At 38.4% G+C, this 19,069-nt stretch carries 24 protein-coding genes and 3 pseudogenes; 2 read left to right on the forward strand and 25 right to left on the reverse strand.

Translation table 11 applies throughout. From position 1 onward, the window contains the following. Positions 1–16 precede the first annotated feature (16 nt). The 19 genes from rplR to rpsJ form a co-directional block, all read right to left on the reverse strand. Positions 17–364, reverse strand: a complete 348-nt coding sequence (gene rplR, locus FLP15_RS01045; protein WP_120772496.1) for a 50S ribosomal protein L18 — start codon at positions 362–364, stop codon at positions 17–19. Positions 365–535: 171 nt separating this feature from the next. Further along, positions 536–1,072 (reverse strand): 50S ribosomal protein L6, encoded by a 537-nt coding sequence (gene rplF, locus FLP15_RS01050; protein ID WP_142765673.1) that lies wholly within the window; start codon positions 1,070–1,072, stop codon positions 536–538. Between the two features lie 126 nt (positions 1,073–1,198). After that, positions 1,199–1,597, reverse strand: a complete 399-nt coding sequence (gene rpsH / locus FLP15_RS01055; protein WP_142765674.1) for a 30S ribosomal protein S8 — start codon at positions 1,595–1,597, stop codon at positions 1,199–1,201. Between the two features lie 208 nt (positions 1,598–1,805). Next, entirely contained in the window at positions 1,806–2,429 is a 624-nt protein-coding gene (locus tag FLP15_RS01060) for a DUF6287 domain-containing protein (RefSeq protein ID WP_142765675.1), read from the reverse strand. A gap of 154 nt (positions 2,430–2,583) precedes the next feature. Next, positions 2,584–2,769: a type Z 30S ribosomal protein S14 gene (locus tag FLP15_RS01065; RefSeq protein WP_003129946.1), complete on the reverse strand. Its 186-nt coding sequence runs from the start codon at positions 2,767–2,769 to the stop codon at positions 2,584–2,586. A gap of 18 nt (positions 2,770–2,787) precedes the next feature. Then, positions 2,788–3,330 carry a 50S ribosomal protein L5 gene (gene rplE, locus FLP15_RS01070; RefSeq protein ID WP_142765676.1) on the reverse strand — a complete coding sequence of 181 codons (543 nt, stop codon included), beginning with the start codon at positions 3,328–3,330 and terminating at the stop codon, positions 2,788–2,790. 20 nt (positions 3,331–3,350) lie between these two features. After that, positions 3,351–3,656 (reverse strand): 50S ribosomal protein L24, encoded by a 306-nt coding sequence (rplX, locus tag FLP15_RS01075; protein WP_142765677.1) that lies wholly within the window; start codon positions 3,654–3,656, stop codon positions 3,351–3,353. Between the two features lie 161 nt (positions 3,657–3,817). Continuing rightward, positions 3,818–4,186 (reverse strand): 50S ribosomal protein L14, encoded by a 369-nt coding sequence (gene rplN, locus FLP15_RS01080; protein ID WP_075525616.1) that lies wholly within the window; start codon positions 4,184–4,186, stop codon positions 3,818–3,820. Between the two features lie 22 nt (positions 4,187–4,208). After that, positions 4,209–4,469 (reverse strand): 30S ribosomal protein S17, encoded by a 261-nt coding sequence (rpsQ, locus tag FLP15_RS01085; protein ID WP_120772555.1) that lies wholly within the window; start codon positions 4,467–4,469, stop codon positions 4,209–4,211. 19 nt (positions 4,470–4,488) lie between these two features. Continuing rightward, entirely contained in the window at positions 4,489–4,698 is a 210-nt protein-coding gene (rpmC, locus tag FLP15_RS01090; RefSeq protein ID WP_142765678.1) for a 50S ribosomal protein L29, read from the reverse strand. After that, positions 4,698–5,111 (reverse strand): 50S ribosomal protein L16, encoded by a 414-nt coding sequence (gene rplP, locus FLP15_RS01095; RefSeq protein ID WP_120772557.1) that lies wholly within the window; start codon positions 5,109–5,111, stop codon positions 4,698–4,700. Before rplP ends, rpmC begins: the two co-directional genes overlap by 1 nt. A gap of 3 nt (positions 5,112–5,114) precedes the next feature. Then, entirely contained in the window at positions 5,115–5,768 is a 654-nt protein-coding gene (rpsC, locus tag FLP15_RS01100; protein WP_142765679.1) for a 30S ribosomal protein S3, read from the reverse strand. 12 nt (positions 5,769–5,780) lie between these two features. Further along, positions 5,781–6,128 (reverse strand): 50S ribosomal protein L22, encoded by a 348-nt coding sequence (gene rplV, locus FLP15_RS01105; protein WP_075525611.1) that lies wholly within the window; start codon positions 6,126–6,128, stop codon positions 5,781–5,783. Positions 6,129–6,143: 15 nt separating this feature from the next. Further along, positions 6,144–6,422, reverse strand: a complete 279-nt coding sequence (gene rpsS / locus FLP15_RS01110) for a 30S ribosomal protein S19 (RefSeq protein WP_003129963.1) — start codon at positions 6,420–6,422, stop codon at positions 6,144–6,146. A gap of 154 nt (positions 6,423–6,576) precedes the next feature. Beyond that, entirely contained in the window at positions 6,577–7,413 is an 837-nt protein-coding gene (rplB, locus tag FLP15_RS01115) for a 50S ribosomal protein L2 (protein WP_120772559.1), read from the reverse strand. Positions 7,414–7,428: 15 nt separating this feature from the next. Then, positions 7,429–7,722 (reverse strand): 50S ribosomal protein L23, encoded by a 294-nt coding sequence (locus FLP15_RS01120; RefSeq protein ID WP_120772560.1) that lies wholly within the window; start codon positions 7,720–7,722, stop codon positions 7,429–7,431. Beyond that, the gene (gene rplD, locus FLP15_RS01125) at positions 7,722–8,348 is read right to left on the reverse strand and encodes a 50S ribosomal protein L4 (RefSeq protein WP_142765680.1); all 627 of its coding nucleotides are present in this window, start codon (positions 8,346–8,348) and stop codon (positions 7,722–7,724) included. The genes FLP15_RS01120 and rplD overlap by 1 nt, the downstream gene beginning before the upstream one ends. Positions 8,349–8,373: 25 nt before the next feature. After that, positions 8,374–8,997, reverse strand: a complete 624-nt coding sequence (gene rplC / locus FLP15_RS01130; protein WP_120772562.1) for a 50S ribosomal protein L3 — start codon at positions 8,995–8,997, stop codon at positions 8,374–8,376. Positions 8,998–9,015: 18 nt separating this feature from the next. After that, positions 9,016–9,324 carry a 30S ribosomal protein S10 gene (gene rpsJ / locus FLP15_RS01135; protein ID WP_003129973.1) on the reverse strand — a complete coding sequence of 103 codons (309 nt, stop codon included), beginning with the start codon at positions 9,322–9,324 and terminating at the stop codon, positions 9,016–9,018. A 361-nt stretch (positions 9,325–9,685) separates the two neighbouring features. Here rpsJ and FLP15_RS01140 point away from each other — a divergent pair. Further along, positions 9,686–11,709, forward strand: a pseudogene (locus FLP15_RS01140) (4-alpha-glucanotransferase). A 163-nt stretch (positions 11,710–11,872) separates the two neighbouring features. Then, a pseudogene (gene mscL / locus FLP15_RS01145) lies at positions 11,873–12,237 on the forward strand (large-conductance mechanosensitive channel protein MscL). A gap of 245 nt (positions 12,238–12,482) precedes the next feature. Here the strand turns inward: mscL and FLP15_RS01150 are convergent. From FLP15_RS01150 to FLP15_RS13675, 6 genes and pseudogenes are all read right to left on the reverse strand, one after another. After that, complete coding sequence (locus tag FLP15_RS01150) at positions 12,483–13,769, reverse strand: MATE family efflux transporter (protein ID WP_142765681.1); 1,287 nt, start codon at positions 13,767–13,769, stop codon at positions 12,483–12,485. Beyond that, positions 13,766–15,247, reverse strand: a complete 1,482-nt coding sequence (thrC, locus tag FLP15_RS01155; RefSeq protein ID WP_142765682.1) for a threonine synthase — start codon at positions 15,245–15,247, stop codon at positions 13,766–13,768. Before thrC ends, FLP15_RS01150 begins: the two co-directional genes overlap by 4 nt. A gap of 318 nt (positions 15,248–15,565) precedes the next feature. Continuing rightward, on the reverse strand, positions 15,566–16,123 hold the full coding sequence (nusG, locus tag FLP15_RS01160; protein WP_120772567.1) for a transcription termination/antitermination protein NusG: 558 nt from the start codon (positions 16,121–16,123) through the stop codon (positions 15,566–15,568). Between the two features lie 403 nt (positions 16,124–16,526). Further along, a complete protein-coding gene (gene secE / locus FLP15_RS01165) occupies positions 16,527–16,721 on the reverse strand; it encodes a preprotein translocase subunit SecE (protein ID WP_120772568.1) in 195 nt (64 codons plus the stop codon). 146 nt (positions 16,722–16,867) lie between these two features. Then, a complete protein-coding gene (gene rpmG / locus FLP15_RS01170) occupies positions 16,868–17,017 on the reverse strand; it encodes a 50S ribosomal protein L33 (protein ID WP_120772569.1) in 150 nt (49 codons plus the stop codon). Between the two features lie 40 nt (positions 17,018–17,057). Next, positions 17,058–18,874: pseudogene (locus FLP15_RS13675) on the reverse strand (acyltransferase family protein). Positions 18,875–19,069 lie beyond the last annotated feature (195 nt).

A 19,069-nucleotide genomic window follows, 5' to 3' on the forward strand; every position in this document is an offset into this window, starting at 1 on the left:
ATGATTACCCCTTTCCTTAGAATTTCAATCCAGCTTCACGAGCTGCTGTAGCAAGCGCTGCAACACGCCCGTGATAGAGGTAACCACCGCGGTCGAAGACAACTGCTTCAACGCCTTTAGCTTTTGCAGCTTCAGCAACGAGTTTACCAACTTCTGCGGCTTGTTCAGTTTTAGTTCCTGACAATTTGAGTGATGAAGCTGAAGCAAGTGTAACACCTGCTACGTCATCAATAACTTGTGCATAGATGTTTGTGTTAGAACGGAAAACGTTCAAACGTGGAGTTTCAGCAGTACCTGAAATTTTTCCGCGAACGCGAATATGGCGTTTTTGGCGGAGTTTGTTTTTATCTGGTTTAGAAATCACAATTCTACCTCTTTAAAATTTTTAAATTTCGATAGTTTTTGCCATCGATTTTCTTGCCTATATATATGCAAGCGGGGAGTTTTTGTCTGTCTAATTTAGGTTAGCATTGACAAAATCTTGGCACGACCCATATGTGTGTCCCACCAACTACGGATTATAATCTCAAAAAGATTATTTACCAGTTTTACCTTCTTTACGACGTACAAATTCGCCAACATAACGAATCCCTTTACCTTTATAAGGTTCTGGAGCACGACGACTACGTACATAAGCTGCCATTTGGCCAACAGCTTCTTTGCTGACACCTTCAACAACGATAGAGGTTGGACTAGCAACAACAAACTTGATACCTGCTGGAGCTTCGATTTCATCTGGATGTGATTTACCAACTGAAAGAACAAGTTTAGTTCCTTGAAGTTGCGCACGATATCCTACCCCAATCATTTCAAGGGCTTTAGAGAAACCTTCAGAAACACCAGTGACCATGTTATTGAAAAGGGCACGAGTTGTACCATGAATTGTTTTCATTTCTTTGCTGTCATCAGGACGAGTGAAAGTTGCTTCATTACCTTCAATATTCAACTTGATGTTTTCATTGAAAGTACGTGTCAATTCACCTTTAGGACCTTTAACAGTTACTGTAGCGCCGTTTTGTTCAACTGTAACACCAGCTGGGATAACAACGACTTTGTTACCAATACGTGACATGTTTTTTCTCCTGTTAGATTATCAGATTGCTAAGCAATCAGTTTTCACGGGTTTTAAATCAAATTAGACTTAAAAATTTTCTGTCAGTGCTGACAATAAATCTGTCAGTGCTGACAAATGCAACAATTACCAGATGTAGGCAATTACTTCACCACCAACATTATTTTGACGGGCAACTTTATCTGTTACGACACCAGTAGATGTTGAGATGATAGCTGTACCAAGTCCGTTAAGAACTTTAGGAACATCGTCAGATTTCACATAAACGCGAAGACCTGGTTTTGAGATACGTTTCAAGTTTGTGATAACTTTTTCGCCGTTTTTACCGTATTTAAGGAAAACACGAATTACGCCTTGTTTGTTATCTTCAACGTATTCAACGTCTTTCACATAACCTTCAGCTTTGAGGATTTCAGCGATTTGACGTTTAATCTTGCTTGCAGGTGCTTCTACAACATCGAATTTACGCATATTAGCGTTACGAATACGAGTGAGGAAATCTGCGATTGGGTCAGTCATTACCATAATGTAATTTCTCCTTATTTGTAGTTTGGGTGTGTTCAATCCCACTTTCAAATTAATGAGGTCTTTTTCATAAAAAGACCGAACTTAATTAGTATAGCAAAACTTCCGCACCATGTCAACACTTTTCTTTACAATGTTTTCGGGTGTGTCATAGTTTTTTTTATAAAAAAATACTGACAGAATTTCTGTCAGTAACTTTCATCATAGCTTACGAATTCGGACTTTTTGTATCATTACTTATCTTGTAAAAAAATGACATTGGGTTAGTATCAAATATTTCCAAACCCTCATCATCTGAAGTTATTGCAAATCTATCTTTTGTCCTATCTGTTTTATCCGTTTGTGAAGAATTTGCAAAAGTTGGCGAGCTGTTAGCCGCAGCAAACAAGAAGCCCATGTGTTTCCCAAGATTCACAGCACCGGCAATAATAACCCCATTCTTTAATTGTGGTCCAGATATAACTCTTTGATATTCTGAACTAAAAATGATGGTACCATTTTTCAAAACAGCTTTACCACTTCCGTCAGTAGTTTGCCATGTTCCGTTTAAAGAAGAATAGTCACCCGCGAGAATTTGAGAGCTGTTTGCAGCTTCATACTGACTAGTAGAGCTGGAACTTGTGCTTATATCTGAATTCGTACTCGTGCTTGAAGATTGTGAACTACTACTTTGAAGACTTTCCTTACTTTTTGCACTTTGTGATAAACTAGAATGCTCAGTTTTTTTACTTTCTTTACTCCCACTACTACAAGCTGTTAAAGTCGCTAAAGCTCCTAAAAAAATTACAGAAACTGTTACATACTTTTTGATTTTAACAAATTTCTTTTCCATAAATTTCTCCTATTCTTCAGCTATTATAGCAAATTATTACTCTTATTTCACTTCCTAGAAAACGCTTTCTTCATCATAAGCATTCTATGATACAAAAAAATTACTGACAGAAATTCTGTCAGTAATTTTTATTCGTTACACGATAATTAACAAATTACCATGATGCTTTTTTAACGCCTGGCAATTGACCTTTGTAAGCCAATTCGCGAAGACAGATACGGCAAAGTTTAAATTTGCGGTAAACTGAATGTGGACGTCCGCAGCGTTCGCAACGAGTATAAGCTTGCGTTGAGAATTTTGCAGGGCGTTGGTTTTTAACAACCATAGATTTCTTAGCCATTTATGTATTCTCCCTATCTTATTTAGCGAACGGCATGCCAAGTTTAGCAAGCAATTCATGTGATTCTTCGTCAGAGTTAGCAGTTGTAACGATAACAATATCGAGACCACGTACTTTATCAACATCATCATAGTTGATTTCTGGGAAAATCAATTGTTCCTTCACACCAAGTGTGTAGTTACCACGTCCGTCAAATGCTTTATTTGACACACCATGGAAGTCACGTACACGTGGAAGTGAAACAGTAACCAATTTATCCAAAAATTCGAACATACGTTCGCCGCGAAGTGTTACTTTCGCACCGATAGGCATTCCTTCACGAAGGCGGAAAGCAGCGATTGATTTCTTAGCTTTAGTGATGAGTGGCTTTTGACCAGAAATAAGCGCAAGTTCTGCAACTGCTTTATCAAGGTTTTTAGAGTTATTTACAGCATCTCCAACACCCATGTTGAGCACGATTTTATCAACTTTTGGCACTGCCATAATAGAAGTGTAGCCGAATTTTTCAGTCAACGCTGGTACTACTTCGTTAGTGTATTTTTCTTTCAAACGATTAGTCATTATTCTTTCTCCTTCCCTTCTTAATCCAGGATTTCGCCTGATTTTTTGTTGAAACGAACTTTTTTGCCGTCAACTTCTTTGTAACCTACACGACCAGCAACACCATTTTTATCAAGTACTTGTACGTTAGAAACGTGGATAGGTGCTTCGATTTCAAGAATTGCGCCATTAGGATTTACAGCGTTAGGTTTTTGGTGTTTCTTCATGATAGCAACACCTTCAACAACGACTTTATTCAATTTTGGCAAAGCTTTGAGGACTTTACCAGTAGTTCCGCGGTCTTTACCTGCGATAACTTTAACTGTATCACCAGTTTTTACAAACATGTCTACTTCCTTTCTTACGCCCAAAGGGCACCCTGAAAATACTTTTTCAGGGGACTATTCTGTTAATAATAACAGTAAAATATGATTCTGTCAATGAAAACTTTCGACAAAATCATATTACTATGATGCTTTATGACAAATGTATAAAACTTCGTTTTATTTTAAAGTACTTCTGGAGCAAGTGACACAATTTTCATGTATCCGCCTTCGCGGAGTTCACGTGCAACTGGACCAAAGATACGAGTTCCGCGAGGAGTTTTATCATCACGGATGAGCACTGCTGCATTTTCATCAAATTTGATGTATGAACCGTCAGGACGTTTTGCACCAGATTTAGTACGAACGATGACTGCTTTTACAACATCACCTTTTTTAACTGCTCCACCAGGGGCAGCTGATTTAACTGTAGCTACAATGATATCACCGATGCCAGCGAACTTACGTGATGAACCACCGAGAACACGGATAGTCAAAAGTTCTTTAGCACCTGAGTTATCTGCAACTTTCAAACGAGATTCTGTTTGAATCATGCTATATTCCTCCTAGTTTTGCTTAGATAATAACTGCTTCTTCAACGATTTCTACAAGACGGAAATGTTTGTCTTTAGACAAAGGACGAGTTTCCATGATACGAACGATGTCGCCAGTCTTTGCAGAGTTGTTTTCGTCGTGAGCTTTATATTTTTTAGAGTAATTGATACGTTTACCATAGACAGGGTGGTTACGCTTAGTTTCTACGACAACTGTGATAGTTTTATCCATTTTGTCTGAAACCACGCGGCCTTGATAAACTTTACGTTGATTGCGTTCCATTTATATTTCTCCTGACCTATTATTTGTTCAATTCAGCTTGCACAGTTTTTACACGTGCAATTGTTTTCTTGACTTCATCAAGTTTCGCTGTGTTTTCGAGACGACCAGCTGCTGCTTGGAAACGAAGATCAAACAATTCTTTTTTCAATTCTGCTTCGCGAGTAGCCAATTCTTCAACTGACAAAGCGCGCAAGTCTTTAAGAAGTGATTTAGTTTCGCTTAATTTCATTACGCTTCACCTCGTTTCACAAATTTAGTTTTAACAGGAAGTTTATGTGAAGCAAGACGTAACGCTTCACGAGCGACTTCTTCACTTACGCCACCCAATTCAAACATGACAACGCCACGTTTAACTGGAGCAACCCAACCTTCAGGAGCACCTTTCCCTGAACCCATACGAACACCAATAGCTTTGGCAGTGTATGATTTGTGAGGGAAGATTTTAATCCAAACTTGACCGTTACGTTTCATGTAACGAGTCATAGCAATACGAGCTGCTTCAATTTGACGGTTTGTAATCCAGTGTGAAGTAGTCGCTTGAAGACCAAATTCACCGAATGATACAGTATCGCCACCTTTAGCATAACCACGCATTTTACCGCGGAATTCACGACGGTGTTTTACACGTTTTGGTACTAACATGGATTATTTTTCTCCTTTCACAGATTTTTTAGTAGGGAGAACTTCACCACGGTAAATCCAAACTTTAACACCAAGTTTACCATAAGTTGTGTCTGCTTCTTCCCAAGCGTAGTCGATATCCGCACGGAGTGTGTGGAGTGGAACTGTACCTTCTGAATATCCTTCAGCACGGGCGATGTCAGCACCATTTAGACGACCAGAAACTTGAGTTTTAATCCCTTTTGCACCAGCGCGCATTGCACGTTGGATAGCTTGTTTTTGAGCACGACGGAAAGCGATACGCGCTTCAAGTTGTTTAGCAATTCCTTCACCAACAAGATGAGCGTCCAAATCAGGTTTTTTGATTTCAACAATGTTGATGTGAACTTGTTTACCAGTCAAAGCATTAAGTTCTGCACGAAGTGCATCAACGTTGCTTCCTGATTTACCGATAACCATACCCGGTTTAGCAGTATGCAAAGTTACGATAACTTTGTTAATTGCACGTTCAGTTTCAATCAATGATACTGAAGCATCTGCAAGTTTAGTTTGGATAAGTTGACGAATTGCCAAGTCTTCGTGAAGGTAATCCGCATATTCTTTTTCAGCATACCATTTGGCATCCCAATCGCGAATAACGCCAACACGCATACCAATTGGATGTACTTTTTGACCCACGTTTTTACCTCCTTATTCTTTCTCAGCTACAACTACGGTGATGTGAGCTGTACGTTTGTTAATTGGTGAAGCTGAACCTTTTGCACGTGGACGGAAACGTTTCATCGTTGGTCCTTCGTTAACAAAAGTTTCACTAACTACCAAGTTAGCTTTTTCAAGACCAAAGTTGTTTTCTGCATTAGCGATAGCTGAGTTCAAAACTTTCTCAACTTCTACAGCAGCTTTAGTCGGTGTAAATTTTAAGATTGCAATTGCATCTGCAACACGTTTCCCGCGGATAAGATCGATAACAAGACGAGTCTTACGAGGTGAAACGCGAACTGTTTTTGCAGTTGCTTTAGCTGAAGTAATTTCTGCCATTTTTTTCTCCTCCTATTAGCGACGTGTTTTCTTGTCGTCAGCAGCATGACCACGGTAAGTACGAGTTGGTGCGAATTCACCAAGTTTGTGTCCAACCATATCTTCTTGAACGTAAACTGGCACATGTTTGCGACCATCATAAACAGCGATAGTGAGTCCTACAAAGTTAGGAAAGATTGTAGAACGACGTGACCAAGTTTTAATCACAGATTTTCTTTCGGCGTTAACTTGAGCTTCAACTTTTTTCATCAAATGCTCATCGACGAAAGGTCCTTTTTTAAGACTACGACCCATTGTATGAGTTTCTCCTTTAAATTTTTTACCACGCTGGTTACCAGGACCAGGTTGGCGGATAGATTTATAGATGCACTTTCGACATCTCATTAAATTTGATAAACTTTATCAAATTTAACAAGACGCCGAGAGGCTTCTTGTGAAAATAAACGAATTATTTTCCGTCGTTGATACGACGAACAATAAGTTTGTTTGATTTTGCTTTTTTGTTGCGAGTCTTGAGTCCAAGAGCTGGTTTGCCCCATGGAGTCATTGGTGACTTACGACCAACTGGTTGACGACCTTCACCACCACCATGTGGGTGATCGTTAGGGTTCATTACAGAACCACGAACAGTTGGGCGAATCCCCATATGACGTGTACGTCCTGCTTTACCAAGGTTAATCAAGTTTTGTTGTTCATTACCAACAACACCAACAGTAGCACGGCAAGTTGAAAGAATCATACGAACTTCGCCTGATTGGAGACGAACGAGTGTATATTTACCTTCAGTACCAAGTACTTGAGCTGATGCACCTGCTGAACGAACCAATTGTCCACCTTTACCAGGTTTCAACTCAATATTGTGAATCAATGTACCAACTGGAATGTTAGCAAGTGGTAACGCATTACCAACTTTAATATCGGCATCTGGACCAGATACAACTGTCATACCTACTTCAAGACCTTTAGGGGCCAAGATGTATGATTTAATACCATTGGCATAAACAACCAATGCAATATTTGCTGTACGGTTTGGATCGTATTCAATTGTAGCAACTTTAGCAACAACATTGTCAGTATTACGTTTGAAGTCGATTAAACGATATTTACGTTTGTGACCACCACCGTGATGACGAACTGTAATGCGACCAAGGTTGTTACGACCAGCGGTCTTGTTCATGCTTACAAGCAAGCTCTTTTCAGGAGTACTTGTAGTGATTTCAGCAAAGTCGCTACCAGTCATATTACGACGACCGTTTGTGGTAGGTTTGTAAACTTTAATTCCCACGATTTTCCTCCTTTATTATTCTGCGTCTTCGCCAAAGATTTCAATTGCTTTAGAATCTTCAGTCAAAGTAACGATAGCTTTTTTGTAGCCTGATTTCTTACCAGTGTATTTACCTACGCGTTTAGCTTTAGGTTTTACACTGATTGTGTTAACTGATGCAACTTTCACATCAAAGACAGCTTCAACAGCTTGTTTGATGAGCAATTTGTGAGCACGTGAATCAACTTCGAAAGTATATTTCTTTTGATCCATTGCTTGCATAGAAGCTTCAGTGATGATAGGTTTACGGATGATATCATAAAGTGACATTATGCAAGAACCTCCTCAATTTGTGACAGAGCTGATTGAACGACGATAAGTTTATCAGCTGAAACGATGTCAAGTACAGATGCTGTGTTAGCAGTTGATACTTTCACGTTTTCGAGGTTACGAGCAGAAAGTGCTGCAAATTCGTTACCTTCGTTTGGAAGAACCACAAGAACTTTACGTTCGATTGAAAGTGCAGAGAGAACTTTAGCAAATTCTGAAGTTTTTGGTGCTGCAAATTCAAGTGAGTCAAGAGCGATTAATTTGTTTTCAGCAACTTTAGCTGAATAAACTGATTTAAGTGCCAATTGACGAACTTTTTGTGGAAGTTTGTAAGCGTAGCTACGTGGATTTGGACCGAAGACAGTACCACCACCACGCCATTGTGGAGAGCGGTTTGAACCTTGACGGGCACGACCTGTACCTTTTTGACGCCATGGTTTTTTACCACCGCCAGATACGAGCGAACGATTTTTGTGTGCGTGTGTACCTTGACGAAGGCTAGCGCGTTGTGAAATTACAACGTCGAATACGACTGATTCGTTTGGTTCGATACCAAAAACTGCGTCGTTAAGTGTAACTTCACCAGCTTGTGAACCATCTTGTTTAAATAATGATACTTTTGCCATTATAGATTTCTATCTCCTTTCCTTCTTATTTAGCTTTGATTGCTGATTTAACAACGATCAATGATTTCTTAGCTCCAGGAACATTACCTTTGATAAGAATAACGTTCTTTTCTGGAAGAACTTGTGCAACAACAAGGTTTTGTACAGTAACGCGTTTGTTACCCATACGTCCTGCAAGGCGTTTACCTTTAGGAACTTTGTTGGCTGCAACTGGTCCCATTGAACCTGGACGACGGTGATAACGAGAACCGTGAGCCATAGGTCCACGAGATTGTCCCCAGCGTTTGATTGGGCCTTGGAAACCTTTACCTTTAGAAGTTCCGGTAACATCAACGACATCTCCAGCTGCGAATGTATCAACAGTGATTTCTGCTCCTACTTCAGCGCCTTCGAGTCCTTTGAATTCACGAACGAAGCGCTTAGGAGTCGTATTAGCTTTAGCAGCATGACCTTTGGCAGGTTTGTTAGTCAAAACTTCACGAAGTGTATCGAAACCAACTTGAGTTGCTTCATAACCGTCTGTTTCAACAGTTTTAACTTGAAGAACTGTGTTAGGAGTCGCTTCAATCACTGTTACGGGAATTAATTCGCCGTTTTCAGTGAAGATTTGAGTCATTCCCACTTTTTTCCCTAAGATTCCTTTTGACATGAGAATTACCTTTCTTAATTAGAGTTTGATTTCGATGTTGACACCACTTGGAAGATCAAGTTTCATCAATGAATCAACTGTTTTTTGAGTTGGTTCGATGATGTCAATCAAACGTTTGTGTGTGCGCATTTCGAATTGTTCGCGTGAATCTTTATATTTGTGAGTCGCGCGGATAACAGTGTAGACGCTACGATCAGTTGGAAGTGGAATTGGACCACTTACTTCTGCATTTGTACGTTTAGCAGTTTCTACAATCTTTTCAGCAGCTGCATCAAGGATACGATGTTCGTATGCTTTCAAGCGGATACGGATTTTTTTAGTTGCCATTTTTTCTCCTTCGTCTATTTTTATAATAGGCTAGCTCCACGGGAAAACCGACACGTTAGGTATGGCAATACCTTCGGGTGTGTCGCAACCTCTCGTTTCATCGCTACATACTGTTTTTTAACAGCACCTATCCATTCTAACAGATTGACAGAGCACTGTCAAGGTTTTTTCTTCTATTTTTTAAAATTATTGTAAGATGTATTTTCTTCTGAGTTTTTCTAGTAACTTTCGAATTTGATTAATTTTATTTTCTATTTTTCATGCAATCGCTTGCATTATTTTTTTCGAAGTTTTATAATAAATTTATCAATTATATGAAAACGTTTTAATAGTGTAATTTAAAGATGTTTGGGGAACTTTAATGAAAAATAACTTTGTGATTCAACCTTATGGCAAAAAACCTTACCATACTGGAGTGGCTGTACCTGTTTTTTCACTTAGAACTCATCAAGATTTTGGGGTAGGACAATTCTCAGATCTGAAGCTACTAGCTGAGTTTATGAAACATTCAGGGATGGATATTATCCAGCTTCTTCCTATTAATGATACGACCATTTTTATGAACTGGAAAGATTCTTCGCCTTATCGTGCTGTTTCAGTCTTTGCTTTGCATCCAATTTACTTGGATTTAACACCATTTTTAGCGGAATTCACACCAGCTGATAAGCAGCTTTATTTGCAAACGCAAAAAGAGCTGAATGCGCTGAATCAAGTAGACTATGAAAAAACTCTGACTTTAAAATGGAAATATGCTGAGTTACTCTACCAAAAGATTGGAATAAAAACTTTAGCAAATCAGGATTTTATCACTTTCCACCAAGAACATAGTGGCTGGTTGGATTCCTATGCTGCTTTTTGTACTTTGCGCGATGTGTTTCACTCATCCGACAGCTCAAAATGGGATAAAAAGTATCATTCTTTTTCTGATACTCTCTTTGCTGAACTTCTCTCTGATTCAAAACTAATTCAGAAAATTAACCTCCACCTATTTGTGCAGTATTTACTTCATCTACAATTGAAAGAAGCTGTTGAATATTGTCATGAGCTGGGTATTGCTGTCAAGGGGATATTTCAGTGGGGGTAGATCGTAAATCTGCTGATGCTTGGGCAAATCCAGATTTATTCAATCTTGATATGCAAGCAGGAGCACCACCAGACGTTTTCTCAAAAACAGGACAAAATTGGGAATTTCCAACTTATAATTGGGAACAAATGGCTAATGATGACTATGCTTGGTGGAAACTTCGCATGAAAAATATGGCAGAATATTTCGATGCTTATCGTCTTGACCATATTCTCGGTTTCTTTAGAATTTGGGAAATTCCTACTGATGCCGTCCGAGGTTTGCTTGGACATTTTGCTCCCGCGTTAGCCTTACCTGACTGGGAAATTGAGAACTATGGCATTCCTTTTAGAAGCTGGGGAATTGAACGTTTTACGGAGCCTTTTATCAAAGATTGGGTAATTGATGAAATTTTTGGGCGAGACAATCGAGACGAAATTATCTTCCATTTTCTAGACTATATCGGAAATGGAAATTATCGTTTAAAGGAGTTTGTAAATACTCAACGCAAGGTCGCAGAGCTATCCAACGTTCCAGAATGGCAGATTGAGGGGTTGTTTGTCCTTCACGAAAATGTGTGCTTTGTACGAGACCACCAAAATCCTAATCTATACCATCCTCGGATTAAGATGATGGAAACTTCTTCTTTCAGAGAATTTGGGCAAGAGTTCAAAAAGAACTTGGAAAGGCTATATAATGATTACTTCTATGGAAGAAATTATGCTTTTTGGGAAGAACAAGTTTACAAGAAGCTTCCTGCCATAAAGAATGCCACAGATATGCTTGCTTGCGGCGAAGACTTGGGCATGGTACCTGACAATGTACCCGATGTGATGTGGAACCTAAAAATTCTTCGCCTTATTATAGAGAGGATGCCTGCTACTGACTACTTCATCAGTGATTTGGTTTATACTCCTTATCTCTCTGTCGTGACTACTTCTTCACATGATACAACTCCTCTACGCTTGTGGTGGGAGGAAAACCGTGACTTTACTCAACGTTATTATAATGAGATTATGCACTGGTCTGGCGCTGCTCCCGAACAAGCCAGCCCTGAGATTATACAGGAAATCGTTAGACGTCACCTCAACACGGAGGCTATGCTTGCGATTTTACCTATTCAAGATTGGATTGATATGACCTTAGATTTGAGAGTAGAACATCCTGAAGATGAACGAATTAATAATCCTGCATACACCTATCATTATTGGCGATACCGTCTTCACTTGAATTTGGAAGATTTGCGTGATAATAGTGATTTAACTGATTTCTACAAGCAATTCATTGGACAAACTCGACGTTCTTTACAGGGCGAAGAGTGAAAATCGGTCTGTCAGTACTGACAGACTTTTCTTTTTTATTGATAAAATCTTTTAAGTTTCTGTCAATATTTTCGTAGTCTTTTTAAGTGATTTTGTCAAACTTATACGTTGGAGAACATTTAAATTTTTGATATAATTTAATCAAAATGTCATCGGAGGAATTATGTTAAAGGAATTTAAAAACTTCATTTTACGTGGAAACGTGCTAGACTTAGCTGTCGGGTTATCATAGGTGCTGCTTTTACTGCTCTTGTAAAATCCCTAGTTGATAATTTAATCAACCCATTGATTGGTCTGTTTGTGCAAAGTACTGCGCTCGCTCATTTAGAATTTACAGTGGGTAAGGCGAAATTTACTTATGGTGCTTTCCTGAATGATGCAATCAACTTTGTAATTACCGCTTTTGTTATTTTTATTTTGATTAAATTAATTAATCGTCTATTTCCTAAGAAAGAGACAACTGAGGAAGAAAAAATCAATGAAGAATTGGACACTTTGCGCGAAATTCGTGATTTATTGAAAAAATGAGATAAAAAAAGCTGTCAGTATACTGACAGCTTTTTCAGCTCTGCTGATAAAGCCTTTATCCGCCGATTCAACGCTCACGTTAATCGCATTGAACTGACAGCTTTTTCAGCTCTGCTGATAAAACTTTTATCCGCCGATTCAACGCTCACGTTAATCGCATTGAACTGACAGCTTTTTCAGCTCTGCTGATAAAACTTTTATCCGCCGATTCAACGCTCACGTTAATCGCATTGAACTGACAGCTTTTAACTTACTGTTTTTATGAGTTTATCAAATTTTATTTTCAAAAAAATGAAGCGAAAAAGATTATCCAACACTACTCCTAACCAGACGCCTTCAAGACCTAGCCGTAATCCGATTCCCAGTATTGCTCCTAATATCAGCCTAATGCCAAACATTCCTATCGTAGTGGTATAAAAAGGAAGTTTTGCATTTCCCAATCCTTGAAAAGCTGCGGTGTAAGTTGTCGTTCCTGTTACAAAAAAAGTAGCCAACAGTGAGAATACAATCACGATATGACTGGCGTTGGCCGCAACTTTATCTGCTGTAAAAAGATGATTCAGGGGTGCTGAACTCACAAAAATAAGTAGACCTACAATAAGCATCATAATCGTTGCTAACCAGTAGGTTTTCCTGATATATTGTTTTATATTTTCATGATTTTTTTGCGCAAATTCCTGAGCGACTAAAATAACAGTCACAGTACTCATACCGAATACAGGCATATAATTAAACTGCGTGATACTCTCACCGATTGCATTTCCCGCGAAAACTCTACTACCAAAGCTGATGATAATCATCATAATGAGTAAATCTCCAATTCTCATGGACAATCTTTCACCCGTAGCCGGAATCGTCAATTTGATCAGTTGGCGATCTATTTTCGTTTTTAGAAATCGTTTTGTTGGACGATTGTTTTTTAATTTTATATAAAGATAGAAACTTCCTACGGTTCTTGCAATAATTGCTCCTAAGGCTGTCCCAAGAACGCCTAGATGGAAAACGAAGATGAAAAGTGCAGAAAGAACCAAGTTGAGAATATTTGCCAAAAGGCTCGCCCACATTGGTGTTTTGGTATCACCACTCGCCCGCATAAAACTTCCAAATGTTGTCATTAATCCAAGCAGAACAATCAGCCCACCAACTAGGCTCAGATAGAGACTCGAAAGCTGTCCGACATCTCCTCTAGCTCCTAAAAGTGTTGTCAACGGCTGAGCAAAAATAATGGAAAACAAACCTAGGATGCTACTAACAAAGACCGTCAATTTAATTGCTCCATCAATAAACTGCCCAACTCCTGCACCAGTTTTTTCCGAGCGTTTACGGGCAAATAAACTTGATACGATTGTTCCTAGGGCAATAAAAATCGCTTGATAGATTGTGATGATATTATTTGCCAATGAAACAGCGGCCACTGCTGATAAGCTGAGATGAGCAACAATCATGGTGTCACTTATCCCCACTAGCATTTGTAGAAAATTTTCAATAATTGCAGGAAAAGCAAAGGTCAAAATTTCTTTGTTACTTTTCATTTCAGACCGAGATAACGCTCAACTTCAGCTTGCATTTGTGTTACTTCAACAACAGTATCATGCAATACTTTCGCAGCTTCAAGTTCCTTCACCGCCTTTGGTAATGGGGTTTTACTGATTTTTTCTAAAGTTTTGACCAATTCAAAGTCGCTGGCATTTACTGACAAACTTTCTGTCAGTGCGTCGACCACTACCCTAGGAAATTTGTAAGGGCTCGCCGTGCTGACAATGACTGTGGTCGTTTTATCAGCATACTGACGATAAACATGGCTTGCTACTGCTGTATGAGGGTCAAGCACATAGTTTTCGTCAGTAAACGTTTGATGAATTTCCTTACTAATCTGTTCCTCAGATGCCCAATCTGCAACAAAGCTAGACAGTTTTTCGCGCATTTCTTCTGTAATTTGATATTGCCCTACCGTTTGCAAAGCTGTCAGCAAACGATTGGTTTTTTCATCACTATCATCAGTCAAATCAAAAATGAGTCGCTCTAAATTTGACGAAACAAGAATATCCATCGATGGTGAACTCGTCACATAAAATTCACGATTTTTATCATAATGTCCTGTTTTGAAAAAGTCTGTCAGTACATTATTTTTATTGGAAGCACAGATTAATTGGTTGATAGGTAAGCCAATTTTTTTCGCATAATAAGCGGCTAAAATATTTCCAAAGTTTCCTGTTGGAACAGAAAAATTAATCTTTTGTCCGCTAACAATGCTGTCAGTACTGACAAGTTGTGCATAAGCATAGACATAATAAGCCACCTGCGGAATTAGTCGTCCAATATTCATCGAGTTTGCTGACGAAAATTGTTTGCCAGCTGTCAGCATTTTTTGATGCAACTCCGCATCGTTGAACATCGTTTTTACCGCTGTTTGAGCTTGGTCAAAGTTTCCTTCAATCCCTACCACATGAACATTTTTCCCTTTTTGAGTGAGCATTTGTCGCTCTTGAATTTCACTCACGCCATGTTTTGGATAAAAAACAATAATCTTTGTGTGAGGAACATCTGCAAAGCCTGCCATAGCAGCTTTTCCTGTATCTCCAGAAGTAGCAGTCAAGATAACAATCTCATTACTGACAGCATTTTTGTCAGCACTTGCTGTCATCAGATGAGGAAGGATTGATAAAGCCATATCTTTGAAAGCAATGGTTTCACCATGAAACAGCTCTAAAACAAAATGATTCCCCACTTGTTTCACTGGTGCTATCTTCTTTGTATCGAACTTTTCACCATAAGCTAAGTCAACCATTTTTTCGATTTCTTCTCTAGAAAAATCATCAAAAAAAGCGTGCAAAATAAGCGTAGCTATCTCTTGATAAGAACTATTTTTCAAACGCTCAAAATCTAAATCAATACTTGGAAATTCGACAGGAACATACAACCCTCCGTCTGCAGCTAGCCCTTGTAAAATAGCTTGCGAAGCTGTTTTTTGATTTGATTTATCACGCGTTGATTGATAAAGAACTGACATAAAATCTCCTATCTTATTTTTTCACAATTATATCAAATGTTCTGTCAATTAGCAAAAAACCGCAATACTGCGGTTTTCTTTAACTTAGCAAGTGTATGCTAATCCCCCACCTCTATAAGGTGGCGGGATAAGCAGCACTAAGCTCTGCTTTCGTTCTACTGCCCTAGGGTCTTAGCACTTTAGCGCTTAGACTTCAGGGACAGGGTGACCTCATATCTTTGATGTGAGGTCGTGCCCTAACATTGGTGGGGAGAAAGAATTCCCCACCAATGAAGTAATCACTTCAAATCTTTTTGTACCAACAAATAACAAATTTTGTCATTCTTTGATTTCTTCAATCTGATGCATATCAAGCTCAACTGGTGTTTCATTCCCAAACATATCTACAGTTAAAGTCAACTTATCACCATTAATCTTAGTAATTGGAGCTTCGAACCCTGCCAATGCGCCATCAACAATACGAACACGTTTTCCTACAAAAAGCTCAAAATTCACTTCGCGTACAGCTTGTCCCATGCCAACCAAGATTTCTTGGATTTCTTCTTCAAAGAGTGGTGTTGGTTTTGAACGATTCCCATGAGAACCGACGAAACCTGTGACATTAGGTGTATTACGCACGATAAACCATGCTTCATCTGTCATATTCATTTCGACCAAAACATAACCTGGGAATAGATTTTCTTCAACATCTTTCATTTTCCCATTTACTTCTGTACGGATTGTTTCCGTTGGAATCTCAACACGTAAAATCTTGTCTGACATATTGTAAAGCTCTGCACGTTCAAGAAGATCTTCCTTAACCTTGCGCTCATATCCTGAGTAAGTTTGAATAACAAACCAGCCTTGGTCAAAACTTGTCAAATTGTTTTCGTCCATTTTTAAATACCTCTATCTTTTAATTTTGATTTAGTTTGATGTTCATTATATAGCATTTTTTGTATAAGAAAAAGGGCCTCGCCCTCCTAATATAATAATATTATATCACATTTCTTACGAATTGGAAGTGTTTTTTCCCATAGTAAAAAGAAAAAAGCTGTCAGTTCAATGCGATTAACGTGAGCATTGAATCGGCGGATAAAAGCTTTGTCAGCAGAGCAGAAAAAGCTGTCAGTATACTGACAGACTTCTTCCAATCAATTTATCGAAGTAAGTGCGTGCTATCTCCGCCTTGCGGCTAGAGAAAATGAACAAATGTTTTACGAAACTCCCATTGAATAAGTCTTGACTTCATTGTAAAAACAACAAAGGGCTGACCCCTTCTAGCTTCTAACGCTATAGATTATTTAATCAATGGAACTAAGTGTTCAACGCTGAAAGTAATCCCATGTTGTGTCACCCAGTCGAAAATCATGATAAAAATCAAGAAGAAAATTGTATATTCAATGACCATGAAAAAATCACGGACAGATTGCTTGCCCGTTGGCCAAGTCGTCAATTTCATTTCTTTAATGATACTACCAATAAATTTAAACATTCCCCTCACCGTTGTCAGAGAACAATTTTATATCTTTGAATATAAAATCACTCTACCTCAAAAAATAACACCGAGGTATATTTTTTAGAAAATACTGACAAAGTCCATTTCTTATTAAAATTCACTGACAGAAAGACTGTCAGCACTTATCTTGTTTCTTTATGCAAAGTATGTTTGCCACAAGTGCGACAAAACTTTTTTACTTCGATACGTTTTTCTTTCGCATTTGACGAAAGATTCAATGTGTAATTTCGTGAACCACATATAGTGCACGCTAATCCTGCTTTTTTTAACATATTATTCCTTATTTTAACAAAATTTCAATGGAATCGCAAACTATTTCGTCACTTTTATCAAATCATTCGCAATTAATCCCGCATATTGTATTGCACCGTCTCCTTTAGGATGGATATTATCACTATAAAACCAAGAACTTTTTCCCGCTGCAGCTTTGTGCCAATCAATAATATTAAGATTTTTGTATTTTTTCGCCATTTTATTGAGCAACTTATTGTCTGGGTTTTGCCATACTCGTGCTGCGTGGATATTAATCCAATATACTGGTTTATTTCCAGCAAACTTCATCACAGCTTCAACATCTGCCGCCTTAATCACTCCATTTGTTCCCAAACCAATCAACAGTGCATCTGGATTAGGAACTTTTGACTTCATCTTATTTAACTCAGTAATTGCAGAATCCGCCTGACGTCCTACAGCAGCATCGATAGTCATGCGTGGGAAAACTTCCTGTAGATTGGTGGAGCCCGCCACCATTACAGAATCTCCAACAGCCAATATATTCATTTTACTTGCTTTCTCAGCAGCCACAGGTTCAATTTTATATTTTGAAGCTACTGTTTTTAGAGGGAGTGACACTTTCTCATTCGCTGCAGCAAGTTCTTTTTTCTGAAGCGCTTCTTGTTGCGCCATGATACGCTCTGCAATAATCTTTTGGTCATGAGGAGAGGCAGGTGATAACAAAATAAATCCTAAAACAACAACAATCAAACCTGATAACATCATTGGAACGATACTCTGACGCTGTTTCCAACCCTTACCTTTAACAAAGTTTTGAAGAATTTCTAAAATATTACTATAATCAAACTTAGCTGCTGGTTGTTCTACAAAGCGATAAGAAAGCTCCGCCAAAGCAAGAATCAAGGCAAGTTGCCAAATGATATTGTACCAAGCAGTTGGTTCCAATAATTTAGCCTCTGCCAATACAAAAACTGGAAGTTGCCACAAGTAAATCCCATAAGAACGTGAACCAATATAATCGAAAACTCGATTAGAAAACAGTTTATTTGCGGGCAACGCCGGATGAGCAACTAACGCAACAAGTAATACCGAAAGCAAACTAATGACCCACATTCCCCATAGTAAGTCACTGCACTTTCTGCTGGCATAAAGAAATAAGCCACGAGAAGCACTAAAGAAACACCAATCGTAAGCTGTAAACCAAGCTTCACACCACGCTGATTTATTTTTTTCGAAAGTTTATTGAGTGGCCATATAAAAGCAAGACTCGCTCCCATCATTAAACTGAATAATCTTGTATCTGTTCCATAGTATACACGAGTTGGGTCAGTATCAGGTCTAAACATGATAATCATCAAAACTAATGATATAAAAGCGATGATATTTGCAATTACAAAATTTTTCCCACGACTTTTAACAAACTTAATGAGGATAAAAAGCACTAATGGCCAAATAAGGAAAAATTGTCCTTCAATAGCAAGATAATAAATATGCTTAAAAGGTGAAGCCCCAGCAATATTCGCAAAATAAGAACTTCCCTGTGAAATCTGCCACCAGTTTTGCACAGAGAATATTGCTGAGAGAAACTCTGAACGTAAACCTTGCCATAAATTCCTCTGGAAAAATAAAATATATGGCGTTACGACAAGAAAAACCGTAATCAATAGTGGGTACAAACGTTTAAGTCGTCTTCCCCAAAATTTCAGAAAGTTAATGCTTTGATTTTTATCATATTCCCGTAGAAGCGAGTCAGTTACCAAGTATCCTGAAAGTACAAAGAATAAAACGACACCAAGAAACCCACCACGAATGGTGTTTGGCCAGATATGATAAAGGATTACTGCTAGAACTCCCACAGTCCGTAAACCATTAAAACCTGTAATATACCGTTTCATTTTTTTCTCTTAACTCGACTTCCCTTTAAATATATTTAGTATTGTTTAATTTCCTGTTTGTAAATATTGTATTACAATTTGAAGCTATTCTCTATCTTTTGCACAAAACATCGGGAGTATCTTTAAACCAGTAATATCAAGCAATGTAACGTTTTGAATACGACGCTTTTTTCTTTTATTTTATCATATTCCATC

It is taken from the genome of Lactococcus protaetiae (assembly GCF_006965445.1).
GTDB lineage: Bacteria > Bacillota > Bacilli > Lactobacillales > Streptococcaceae > Lactococcus > Lactococcus protaetiae.